The following is a 10,724-nucleotide window of genomic DNA, read 5'->3' on the forward strand; positions in this document are numbered from 1 at the left end:
ACTAGCGGACGGCCTCCAGGACCTCCGCGGCGCCCAGCGCGTCCGCGATCACCGCCAGCGCGTCGCTGTCGAGCGCCCGGAGCTCGCGCTCCGAGAGTCCGAGGTCCGCGAGGACCAGCGCGTCGCCCACGGGTGCGGACGGCACGAGCTCGGCCGCGACTCCGTCCGGCTCGTCGTCGTCGGCATCGTCGGCGAGGGGTTCCCCGTCCTCCGTGCCGTCCAGGTCCAGCGACTCCAGCTCGTCGAGCTCGGCGTCGAGGTCGTCGCCGAGGATCTCCCGGGTGAGGATCTCCCCGTACGAGGAACGGGCGGCGGCGGCGCCGTCCGAGACGTAGATCCGAGGGTCTTCCTCACCCTCGATCCGGACGATCCCGAACCACGCGTCCTCCTGCTCGATGTAGACGATCACCGTGTCGTCGTCCGAGGCCTCACGGGCGAGCTCGGCCAGATCCGACAGGGTCTCCACGTCGTCGAGCTCCGTGTCGCTCGCTTCCCACCCGTCTTCGGTGCGCGCGAGCAGTGCGGCGAAGTACACCTGACTCTCTCCCACTGATCAGAGGTGTGACGTTCCGGCGGCGCGCTCCTGATGCCCCGCCCAATCGGCATCGTGACAGAAACAGGGCGTTCAGGAGAGGTCTTCGGCTCTTGCGTCGTGCATCAGTCTGAAGGCCACCACCATCGGGCGGGCGTGCGACCCCGGCGCACAAAGGGGGCGCACGGCGGGCCGTGCCCGGCGGTCTCACCAGCGGAACGTCCGCATGCGCATGGCCTGGCGCATGCGCGCGGCCCGGGCGCGCCGCGGCTGCACGCGCTCGCGCAGCGCCTTGGCCTCGTTCAGCTCGCGGAGGAACTGGGCGCGGCGCCTGCGGCGCTCCGCGTCGGTCTCCGGTGCCGGTCGGTCGGCCGCCCCCTCGGCGGCTTCCTCGGCCGGTTCTTCCAGGTCGGGCATCGGCCACACCACCCCATCGCTGGGTCCCTGTGCCCCCACCTTCCCCCAGCGGCGTGGGTCGACGCCAGTGCGCGGCGGGCTACTGTTGAGTCATGCGTCTCCACGTCGTCGACCACCCTCTGGTCGCCCACAAGCTCACCACCCTGCGCGACAAGCGCACGGACTCCGCGACCTTCCGCCGTCTCGCCGACGAGCTGGTCACCCTGCTCGCCTACGAGGCCACCAGGGACGTCCGGACCGAGCAGGTCGACATCGAGACCCCCGTCACCCCCACGACCGGTGTGAAGCTCTCGTACCCGCGTCCGCTGGTGGTCCCGATCCTGCGGGCCGGGCTCGGCATGCTCGACGGCATGGTCCGTCTGCTCCCGACGGCCGAGGTCGGCTTCCTGGGCATGATCCGCAACGAGGAGACGCTGGAGGCGTCGACCTACGCCACGCGGATGCCGGAGGACCTCTCGGGCCGCCAGGTGTACGTCCTCGACCCGATGCTGGCGACCGGCGGCACGCTGGTCGCGGCGATCCGGGAGCTGATCAAGCGCGGCGCCGACGACGTGACCGCGGTCGTGCTCCTCGCCGCCCCGGAGGGCGTCGAGATCATGGAGCGCGAGCTCGCGGGCACCCCGGTGACCGTCGTGACGGCCTCGGTCGACGAGCGGCTCAACGAGAACGGCTACATCGTCCCGGGCCTGGGCGACGCGGGCGACCGCATGTACGGCTCCGCCGAATAATCACGCAGCCGGCTCCGCCGAATAACTACGCAGCCGGCTCCGCCGAATAATCACGCAGCCGGCTCCGCCGAATAGTCGGTTCGGTTCTTCAGCACTTTCCGGTCGGTACGGGCGCGGGCTTGGTCAGAGCGACCAGGGCCGCGTCCGCCGTCGCTTTCGGGGTCAGCGTCTTGAACGCGGTCCCGATGATCAGGTCCACGTCCGCCGTGCCCCGGGTGTCCGTCTTGGTCGTGGCGCCCTTGAGCTGGGTGCCGAGGACCGGGAAGGCGCCCTTGGTGGCCGCGGGCGCGCCGAGCAGCAGCCCCGCGCCGGGGACCTTCTTGTCGAAGGCGGCGGGGGCGTTCCCCACCTTGCCGACCTTGAAGCCGCGCTTCTTGAGCTCGTCCGCGGTCGTCTTGGCGAGTCCGCTGCGCGGGGTCGCGTTGTAGACGTTGACCGTGATCTGGCCGGGCTTCGGAAGGGCCGCCACGGGCGGGGTCGTCGCCTTGGGCGCGGGTTTGCAGTCCGCCTGCTTCCCGGCGGTCGTCTTCTTGCCCTCGTCGCCGGAGAAGACGTCGACGAGCTGGAGTGTGCCCCAGCCGGCCGCGCCGAGCACGACCACGGAGGCCGCGGCCGCGAGGACGATCCTGCGCCGGCGGTGGGGGCGGCGCATGCGCGGGTAGACATCCCCCGTGATGCGGTACTTTCCGCCCATTCCGGGGGGTGTGAGCATGCTCATGAACGCAGCGTAATACCGCCCGTCGGCGATGCCTACTTGATGATCATGTGATCGCGTCCGGATGGGGGCGAACTGACCCCGAAAGGGTCAGCGGCGGTGGAACGTCAGTCGAGTTCCAGCACGCGGGCGTGCAGCACCTGGCGCTGCTGCAGTGCCGCGCGGACGGCGCGGTGCAGTCCGTCCTCGAGGTAGAGGTCGCCGCGCCACTTCACGACGTGCGCGAAGAGGTCGCCGTAGAAGGTGGAGTCCTCGGCGAGCAGCGTCTCCAGGTCCAGCTGGCCCTTGGTGGTGACCAGCTGGTCGAGGCGGACCGGGCGCGGCGCGACGTCCGCCCACTGCCGGGTGCTTTCCCGGCCGTGGTCGGGATACGGCTTTCCGTTTCCGATGCGCTTGAAGATCACACGGAAAGCCTACCGGGCAAGCGGCTCCCGGCGCAGCCACGCGAGGCCGGTGGGATGCTGGTGCGAACCGTGACAAAAGCGAAATCAAGGTGTCGTGATGAGCGTCAGTGAGCAGAGCGCACAGCCGCCCGCCCCCCTTGCGGGGCCCGGCGCCGAGATCGCCGCGGGGTACGCCTTCGACGGAGCCGCACTCGATCTGGGGGCGCTTCTCTGGGACGGCGTGTGTCACCCGGACGCGCCGGTCCGCATCCCGCTGACGATGCTCAACCGCCACGGTCTGGTCGCCGGCGCCACCGGCACTGGCAAGACGAAGACCCTCCAGCTGATCGCGGAGCAGCTCTCGGGCCACGGCGTGCCGGTCTTCCTCGCCGACATCAAGGGCGACGTCTCCGGGATCTCGGCCCCCGGCGCGGACGGCGAGAAAGTGCGGGAGCGGGCCGCCCAGGTGGGCCAGGAGTGGCGGGGCACGGGCTTCCCCTGCGAGTTCTACGGGCTCGGGGGCATCGGCCCGGGCATCCCGGTGCGCGCCACGGTGACCGGCTTCGGCCCCGTGCTCCTCTCGAAGGTGCTCCAGCTCAACAAGACGCAGGAGCAGTCACTCGGCCTGATCTTCCACTACGCCGACTCCAAGGGGCTCGAACTGGTCGACCTCAAGGACCTGCGGGCGGTGGTGGCCTTCCTGGTCTCGGACCTCGGGAAGGCCGAACTGAAGGGGATCGGCGGGCTCTCGACGGCGACGGCCGGGGTGATCCTGCGGTCGATCACGGCCTTCGAGCAGCAGGGCGCGGGGGGCTTCTTCGGGGAGCCGGAGTTCGACACGGCCGCGTTCGTGCGGACGGCGGAGGACGGGCGGGGGATCGTCTCGGTCCTGGAGCTGCCGGCCGTGCAGGACAAGCCGCAGCTCTTCTCGACGTTCCTGATGTGGATGCTCGCGGACCTCTTCGACGACCTTCCGGAGGTCGGCGACCTGGAGAAGCCGAAGCTGGTCTTCTTCTTCGACGAGGCACATCTGCTGTTCAACGGGGCGTCGCAGGCGTTCCTGGAGTCGATCACCCAGACGGTCCGGCTGATCCGCTCGAAGGGCGTCGGCGTCTTCTTCGTGACGCAGACCCCGAAGGACGTCCCCGCGGACGTGCTCGGCCAGCTCGGCAACCGGGTGCAGCACGCGCTGCGCGCCTTCACCCCGGACGACGCCAAGGCGCTCAAGGCGACCGTACGGACCTTCCCGAAGTCGCCGTACGACCTGGAGGAGGTGCTCACCGGGCTCGGTACGGGCGAGGCGGTGGTCACCGTACTGAGCGAGAAGGGCGCCCCGACGCCGGTGGCGGCGACCCGGCTGCGGGCTCCGGAGTCGCTGATGGGACCGATCGACCCCGCTGCCCTGGACGCGGCGGTGAAGGCGTCGCCGCTGTACGGGCGGTACGCGGAGGCGGTGGACCGGGAGTCGGCGTACGAGAAGCTGACGGCCGAGCAGCTGGCGGCGGAGGCGGCGGCCCTGGACGCGGCGGCCGCGAAGGAGGCCGAGAAGGCGCAGAAACAAGGTGAAGCGAGGGCTCCTCAAGAGAAGGAGGAGCCCTCGCTCGCCGAACAGGTGGTGGGCAGCGGGATCTTCAAGTCCCTGGCCCGGTCGATCGGCACCCAGCTGGGCCGGGAGATCAGCCGCTCGATCTTCGGTACTGCCCGCCGTAAGAGGTGACCTCGACCGCTACCGAGCGATCGGCTATCGGGCGATCGGCTATCGGGCGATCAGCTGTCGGGCGGTCAGGAGGTGACCTCGTCGTGGTCGTTGTGCAGGCCGCCGCCGCTGCTCTCGCCGCCCGAGGTCGGGACGGAGACGACCGGCTTGCGCAGGGACGAGATGTCGTGGGCGTAGGTGCCCACGGCGTTGGCGATGACGTCGATGTTCGCGTCGAAGGCCGTCATGTTGACGTTCTTCAGGTCGTCGCCCTTGGCGTGGTAGTTCACGTCGTACGCGACACCCGCCTCGCCGCCGAACTTGGCTGCCTGGGCAGCGGTCTTGATGCCCTCGGCGCCGGTGAAGGTGCCGCCGGAGGGGATGCCGACCGCGATGAACGGGCCGTAGTCGGAGCGGCCGGAGAAGTCGGTGCCCTCGTGCGGGACTCCGCGCTTGTCCATGAAGTCGGTGATGTCGCGCTCCAGCTGGGCGGAGCCCTCGGGGCCGGCGCCCTCGCCGACGTTGTCCGAGTTGTCGCCGTCGTACACGAACAGGCCGTAGTTCGGCGAGGCGATCATGTCGAAGTTGAGGTAGAGCTTGATCTCCTTCTTGGAGAGCTCCGAGAGGGTGTCCACGTAGTGCTCGGAGCCGAGGAGGCCGTTCTCCTCCGCGGACCACCAGGCGAAGCGGATCTTGTTGCGGACCTTGTCCTTCGACTCGGCGAGCTCCAGGGCGGTCTGGAGGAGACCGGCGGAGCCCGAGCCGTTGTCGTTGATGCCGGGGCCGGCGGTGACGGAGTCGAGGTGCGAGCCGAGCATCACGGTGTTGGCGGCGTTGCCGCCCTTGGTCTCCGCGATGACGTTGTTGGTGGTGCGGAGCTCCTGGAGCTGGCGGATCTCCAGGGAGAGGTTGACCGGGCCGGCCGCGAGGTCGGTGGCGAGCTGCTGGCCCTCGGCCAGGGTGAGACCGCCGGTGGGGATCTTCCCGGAGGCCGCGTCGCCGAGGGTGCCGGAGAGGGCGCCCGGGACGTTGTTGTAGATGGCGGCGGCGGCGGCACCGGCCGCGGCGGCGTTCTGCTGCTTGATCGCGAATGAGCAGCCACCGCGCTTGATCAGCGCGATCTTGCCGGTGAAGGTGCCGGAGGCGAAGTCGCCCGGCTCGCAGCCGGTGGTGCCGTCGGCGTCGACGGGGACGGCCACGAGGTCGGCCTTGATGCCGCCGACCGGGGTGGACTTGGTGTACGTCATCGCCTTGATGTCGAGGGCCCGGGGGGCGGGGGAGACGACGGAGGCCTTCTCGGCGAGCGTCTGCGTGAACCAGAACTGGAACTTCTGGTACGTGACGGCGTAGCCGGCCTTCTTGAGCTGCGTGTACACGTACGCGGCGGAGGCGTCGTGCCCGAGCGTGCCGGCCGCGCGGTTGCCGCCGGCCGAGTCGGCTATCGCCTGGAACTTCTGCAGGTGCTTGAAGGCGCCCTGGCCGGAGGTCTCGCGGACCAGCTTCTTCGCCAGCTTGGCGGCATCGCGGGCCGGCGCGGCCGCGGGGTCCTGGCCGGCGGTGGCGGGAGAGGCGAGGACCAGCGGGGTGGCGAGGGCGGCGGCGGCCAGAATGGCTGCGGCACGGCGCTGGGTTGCGTTCACAGAAGTCCTTCCCGATACGGACGAGGTTGAGGGGAAGTTAGCGATCTCGGGGGGGTTCTGTGAACAGGTTCTGCGTAATTCCTGTCACCTTGAGCAGGATTGACATCTGGAGTTATCGATTCCCGGACGTTTTCGCAGGCTTGGTGTCTTTCGCGGCTTTCGCCGCCGCCTTCATCTCCTGCTTGTGCGCGCGCACCTTCGCGAGCGACTCGGGCCCCGTGATGTCCGCGGCCGAGCGGTACGAGCCCTGCTCGCCGTACGGCCCCGCCGCCTCCCGCCAGCCCGTGGGCCGCACCCCGTACTGCTTGCCGAGCAGCGCCAGGAAGATCTGCGCCTTCTGCTTCCCGAAACCCGGCAGCGCCTGGAGCCGCGCGAGCAGCTCCTTCCCGGTCGCCGCGTCCGCCCAGACGGCCTCGGCGTCGCCTCCGTACTCCTCGACGAGGAAGTGGCAGAGCTGCTGGACGCGCTGGGCCATCGACCCCGGATAGCGGTGCACGGCCGGCTTCTCGGAGAGCAGCGCGGCGAACTCCTCCGGGTCGCGGGCGGCGATCTCGTGTGCGTCGAGATCGTCCGCCCCGAGCCGCGAGGCGATCGTGTACGGGCCGGAGAACGCCCACTCCATCGGAACCTGCTGGTCCAGGAGCATGCCGACGAGCGCGGCGAGCGGCGAACGCCCGAGCAGCGCGTCGGCGTCGGGCTGCTGGGCCAGGTGGATCTCGGGGGCTGCCTTGGAGCTCATGCTTCGATCATCCCGCCGGTGCCGGGCGCCCGCCCGGTGGGTTCACCCTCCCGCGAGCTCAGGGCTTCGCCCGGGCAGGGGGGACTCCTGTCGCGAAGCGGTCCAGGGCCGCGAGGATCAGCTCCCCGGTCCGCCGGTCGCCCAGGTGCCCCGCGTCCTCGACCATGTGCAGTTCGGCGTCCGGCCAGGCGCGGGACAGCTCCCAGGCGGTGCTGGGCGGCCCGGCCATGTCCAGCCGGCCCTGGATGAGGACCCCGGGGATGCCCGCGAGCCGGTGCGCGTCGCGGATCAGCGCGCCCTCCGCGAGCCAGGCGCCGTGGGCGAAGTAGTGCGAGCAGATCCGGACGAAGCCGAGCCGGGTGTCGTCGACCCGGTCGGTGTACGGGGTGCCCTGGCCCTCCATGGAGAGGACCGCGTCCTCCCAGGTGCACCAGTCGGCCGCCGCCTTCTCCCGGACGGCCCGGTCGGGGTGGTTCATCAGGGCGGAGTACGCCCCCACCAGGTCCTCCGCCCCGTCGGCCCCGTCCCGGAAGCGGGCGTGGGCCTCGGGGAAGAAGCGGCCGGCGCCCTCGTACAGCCAGGCGATCTCGGAGCGGCGGGTGGTCGTGACGGCCGCGACCACGATCTCCGTCACGCGCTCGGGGTGCGCCTGCGCGTACGCCAGGATCAGCGTGGAGCCCCAGGAGCCGCCGTACAGCAGCCACTGCTCGATGCCGAGGTGCTCGCGCAGCCGCTCCATGTCGGCCACCAGGTGCGCGGTGGTGTTCACGGACATGTCGGCGGCCGGGTCGCTCGCGTGCGGGGTGGAGCGCCCGCAGCCGCGCTGGTCGAAGAGGACGAGCCGGTACGCCTCCGGGTCGAAGTAGCGCCGGTTGTGCGGCGAGGACCCGGAGCCGGGCCCGCCGTGCACGACGAGCGCGGGCCGGCCCGCCGGGTTGCCGGAGACCTCCCAGTGGATGAGGTTGCCGTCGCCCACGTCGAGCAGGCCCTGGTCGTACGGTGCGGTCTCGGAGTACATCCGCCCGAGACTACGGGCGGTGGGGCCCCGCGGGTGCTCCGCTACCGGCCCTTGACCCGTACCGCCGGGTCCTCGCACCACTCCAGGACCGAGGCCCACTCCCCGTACCCCGAGCCGGGGTTGAGGTGCTCGCCGCCCGGGACGTGGTCCGTGTCGAGACCGAGCGGGGTGCCGTAGTGGACGTCCGCGCCCTCGGGGCAGTACGGGTCCCCGTCCCCGTACACGAGCCGTGCCCGCGCGCCCGCCTCCGTGAGGCCGAGCTCCGCGCGGTCGGCCTCCGAGAGGCCGGTCTCCGCGAGGGCGAGGCCCTCGGCGAACGCGGCGATCTCCGGGATCGACGCCGTCACCCGCGGCGAGGGCGGGGCGACGAGCAGCACCCGGTCGGCGTCCGGCCGCCGCGCCCCGGCCCGCAGCCACAGCAGCACCGACAGGCTGTGCGCGAGCACCACGAACTCCCCGTCGGCCGGCCGCTCCCCGTGCTCCGCCAGGGCGGCGAGCCAGTCGTCGAGCACCGGCGCGTCCGCCTCGGGCAGCTGCGGATAGCGCACCTCGTGCCCGCGCGCCCGCAGCTCCCCGGCGAGCCAGTGCTGCCAGTGACCCGGCGGACGGTGGTTCTGGAAGCCGTGCAGGATCAGATACGTGGTCATGCCACGATCCTGCGGCCGGAGCCCGCTCCCGGTCCAGCACCGTCCACGCGTCGGAACCTCTCCTCAGGCACGCAGGGTCAGCAGCTCCCGCACCCCGGCCTTCAGGCGCTCGCTCGACAGCTCCTGCTCGACCGTCAGGTGGTGCATGACGTCCGGCGAGAACGACGCGAGTGCCAGGTGCGCGAGGAGTGCGGCGTCGGAGCCGGGCCGCAACTCCCCGATGAGCAGCGTCATGTGAGTGTGCATCACCCGGTAGGCGCCGCTGTGGTAGCGGGCCCGGGGCGCGGCGGAGTGGGCGGCGAGCAGGATCTCGCGCTGGGCGCGGACCCGGTCGACGAGCGCGTCGAGGAAGGCGTCGAGCCGCTCGGCGGCGGGGGCGCCGGGCCCGAGCGGCGGCGGGCCGCTCATGTACGCCTCCTGGAACTGGCGCTCGCGGTCGTCGAGCAGGGCCCACAGGAGCTGGGAGACGTCGCCGAAGCGGCGGTAGACGGTGCCGACGCCGATACCGCTGGCGTGGGCGACCTGGTTCATGGTGACGGCCTGGGGGCCGTCCTCGGCGACGATCCGGGCGGCCGCGTCGAGGATCTTCCGCCGGTTGCGGGCGGCGTCGGCGCGCTCGGGGGCGGGGCCGCCGCCGACGGTGGGGAGCAGGCCGAGAGCCGGTGCGGGTGAAGGTGCGGGCGTGGATCCGGATGCGGGCGTGGATGCGGGGGGAGGCGGGGTCGCGGCCGCGTCCCCGGTTCGCGGTTCTCTCGTGCTCATCTGCCGGCTCCTGTCCAGTCCTGTCGCCTGTTCGCCCGTGTCCCCCCTCTGTAGGCCCTCGATGTGAGCATACCTGCCGCCCTTGCAAAGCGGATAGCGATCCGCTTAACCTCGGAGCATCGAAACGGAAAGTAATCCGGTTGAGGGAGTTCGTCATGTCCGTGAAGGTCGCCGTCATCTACTACTCGGCCACCGGTGCCGTCCACCAGCTCGCCCAGGCCGTCGCCGAGGGCGCGGAGAAGGCCGGTGCGGAGGTGCGCCTGCGCAGGGTGGCCGAGCTCGCCCCGGACGCCGCCATCGACGCGAACCCGGCCTGGCGCGCCCATGTCGACGCCACCGGTGACGTGGAGGTCGCCACGCTGGAGGACCTGGAGTGGGCCGACGCCTACGCGCTGGGTTCCCCGACCCGCTTCGGGAACGTCGCCGCCCAGCTCAAGCAGTACGTCGACACCTCGGGCGGCCTGTGGCAGCGCGGCGTCATGGCGGACAAGCCCGCGACCGCCTTCACCAGCGCGCACAACGTCCACGGCGGCAACGAGTCGACGCTGCTCGCGCTCTACAACACCTTCCACCACTGGGGCTCGGTGATCGTCTCGCCCGGCTTCACCGACCCGGCCGTCTACGCGGCCGGCGGCAACCCCTACGGCACCTCGCACCCCGGTGCCAACGGCGCCCCGGAGGAGAACGTCCTCCAGGCCGCCCGCTACCAGGGTGCGCGCCTGACGCGGATCGCGAAGCGCCTGAAGGGCCTCGCGGACGACTGACCTCCGCCGCGATCCGGAAACGCCGAGCACCCCCAGGGCATGTCCCTGGAGGTGCTCGGCGTTTCGGACGGCGGGCCTCCTCCCGGAGGGGCTCCTACGCCAGCGACAGGAAGAGCTTCTCCAGGCGGGCCCGCATGGCGTCGCGGTCCTCGCCGTTCTTCCGGCCGTCCTCGATGTCGGTCAGGCACTGCTGGAGCCCGGTCGCGATGATCGCGAACCCGGCCCGGTCGAGGGCGCGGGAGGCGGCGGCGAGCTGGGTCACGACCTCCTCGCAGTCCCGGCCCTCCTCGATCATCCGGATCACACCGGCGATCTGGCCCTGGGCCCGGCGCAGCCGGTTCAGTACCGCCTTGAGCTCCGCGCCCGCGAGATCGAGTTCCACGACTACTCCTCCACAGATACCCCAGGGGGTAATTTACTCCCCAGCACGGGGCTACGCCGAAGACCAAGGATGACACCTGCCATGAGCGAACCCCTCTCGCTCGACGCCGACCAGGCCCGCGCGCGGCTGGCCGAGCTGACCGTGGTCGACGTGCGGACGCCCGGCGAGTACGCCTCCGGGCACGTCCCCGGTGCCCTCAACGTCCCGCTCGACCAGCTCGGCCGGCCGTGCCCGAGCTCCGGGAGGCGGCGGCCCGCGGCGAGCTGCTCGTCGTGTGCCAGTCGGGCGCCCGCTCGGCCGG

13 protein-coding genes and 1 pseudogene are annotated in these 10,724 nt (G+C 71.5%); 4 read left to right on the top strand and 10 right to left on the bottom strand.

Features of this window, described 5'->3' with window-relative positions; all coding sequences use genetic code 11:
• Position 1: 1 nt before the first annotated feature.
• A complete protein-coding gene (locus SGA01_RS26840; RefSeq protein ID WP_055642350.1) occupies positions 2-535 on the bottom strand; it encodes a tRNA adenosine deaminase-associated protein in 534 nt (177 codons plus the stop codon).
• A gap of 204 nt (positions 536-739) precedes the next feature.
• Positions 740-949: a hypothetical protein gene (locus SGA01_RS26845; protein ID WP_055646140.1), complete on the bottom strand. Its 210-nt coding sequence runs from the start codon at positions 947-949 to the stop codon at positions 740-742.
• 92 nt (positions 950-1,041) lie between these two features.
• Between SGA01_RS26845 and upp the strand changes: the two genes are divergently transcribed.
• Entirely contained in the window at positions 1,042-1,677 is a 636-nt protein-coding gene (gene upp / locus SGA01_RS26850; RefSeq protein WP_024756127.1) for a uracil phosphoribosyltransferase, read from the top strand.
• Positions 1,678-1,765: 88 nt separating this feature from the next.
• Here the strand turns inward: upp and SGA01_RS26855 are convergent, their stop codons facing one another.
• Together SGA01_RS26855 and SGA01_RS26860 are read right to left on the bottom strand one after the other, a co-directional pair.
• On the bottom strand, positions 1,766-2,395 hold the full coding sequence (locus SGA01_RS26855) for a LytR C-terminal domain-containing protein (RefSeq protein ID WP_141299204.1): 630 nt from the start codon (positions 2,393-2,395) through the stop codon (positions 1,766-1,768).
• A gap of 104 nt (positions 2,396-2,499) precedes the next feature.
• Complete coding sequence (locus SGA01_RS26860; protein ID WP_055642348.1) at positions 2,500-2,796, bottom strand: type II toxin-antitoxin system VapB family antitoxin; 297 nt, start codon at positions 2,794-2,796, stop codon at positions 2,500-2,502.
• A 97-nt stretch (positions 2,797-2,893) separates the two neighbouring features.
• Here SGA01_RS26860 and SGA01_RS26865 point away from each other — a divergent pair, with 97 nt between their 5' ends.
• The gene (locus tag SGA01_RS26865) at positions 2,894-4,492 is read left to right on the top strand and encodes a helicase HerA-like domain-containing protein (RefSeq protein ID WP_141299206.1); all 1,599 of its coding nucleotides are present in this window, start codon (positions 2,894-2,896) and stop codon (positions 4,490-4,492) included.
• A 65-nt stretch (positions 4,493-4,557) separates the two neighbouring features.
• Here SGA01_RS26865 and SGA01_RS26870 read toward each other — a convergent pair whose 3' ends face one another.
• From SGA01_RS26870 to SGA01_RS26890, 5 genes are all read right to left on the bottom strand, one after another.
• Positions 4,558-6,111 carry a M28 family metallopeptidase gene (locus SGA01_RS26870; protein WP_141299208.1) on the bottom strand — a complete coding sequence of 518 codons (1,554 nt, stop codon included), beginning with the start codon at positions 6,109-6,111 and terminating at the stop codon, positions 4,558-4,560.
• A 112-nt stretch (positions 6,112-6,223) separates the two neighbouring features.
• Positions 6,224-6,850: an HhH-GPD-type base excision DNA repair protein gene (locus tag SGA01_RS26875; RefSeq protein ID WP_141299210.1), complete on the bottom strand. Its 627-nt coding sequence runs from the start codon at positions 6,848-6,850 to the stop codon at positions 6,224-6,226.
• Between the two features lie 58 nt (positions 6,851-6,908).
• Positions 6,909-7,868, bottom strand: a complete 960-nt coding sequence (pip, locus tag SGA01_RS26880) for a prolyl aminopeptidase (protein ID WP_141299212.1) — start codon at positions 7,866-7,868, stop codon at positions 6,909-6,911.
• A gap of 41 nt (positions 7,869-7,909) precedes the next feature.
• Positions 7,910-8,515: an RBBP9/YdeN family alpha/beta hydrolase gene (locus tag SGA01_RS26885; protein WP_141299214.1), complete on the bottom strand. Its 606-nt coding sequence runs from the start codon at positions 8,513-8,515 to the stop codon at positions 7,910-7,912.
• Positions 8,516-8,578: 63 nt separating this feature from the next.
• A complete protein-coding gene (locus SGA01_RS26890; RefSeq protein WP_141299216.1) occupies positions 8,579-9,277 on the bottom strand; it encodes a TetR/AcrR family transcriptional regulator in 699 nt (232 codons plus the stop codon).
• Positions 9,278-9,432: 155 nt separating this feature from the next.
• Here SGA01_RS26890 and wrbA point away from each other — a divergent pair, with 155 nt between their 5' ends.
• Positions 9,433-10,041 (top strand): NAD(P)H:quinone oxidoreductase, encoded by a 609-nt coding sequence (wrbA, locus tag SGA01_RS26895; protein ID WP_055642342.1) that lies wholly within the window; start codon positions 9,433-9,435, stop codon positions 10,039-10,041.
• A gap of 94 nt (positions 10,042-10,135) precedes the next feature.
• Here wrbA and SGA01_RS26900 read toward each other — a convergent pair whose 3' ends face one another.
• On the bottom strand, positions 10,136-10,423 hold the full coding sequence (locus SGA01_RS26900; protein WP_141299218.1) for a metal-sensitive transcriptional regulator: 288 nt from the start codon (positions 10,421-10,423) through the stop codon (positions 10,136-10,138).
• Between the two features lie 81 nt (positions 10,424-10,504).
• Here SGA01_RS26900 and SGA01_RS26905 point away from each other — a divergent pair.
• Positions 10,505-10,724, top strand: a pseudogene (locus SGA01_RS26905) (rhodanese-like domain-containing protein); the annotation flags it as partial.

This window comes from Streptomyces gardneri, assembly GCF_006539185.1.
Lineage (GTDB): Bacteria > Actinomycetota > Actinomycetes > Streptomycetales > Streptomycetaceae > Streptomyces > Streptomyces gardneri.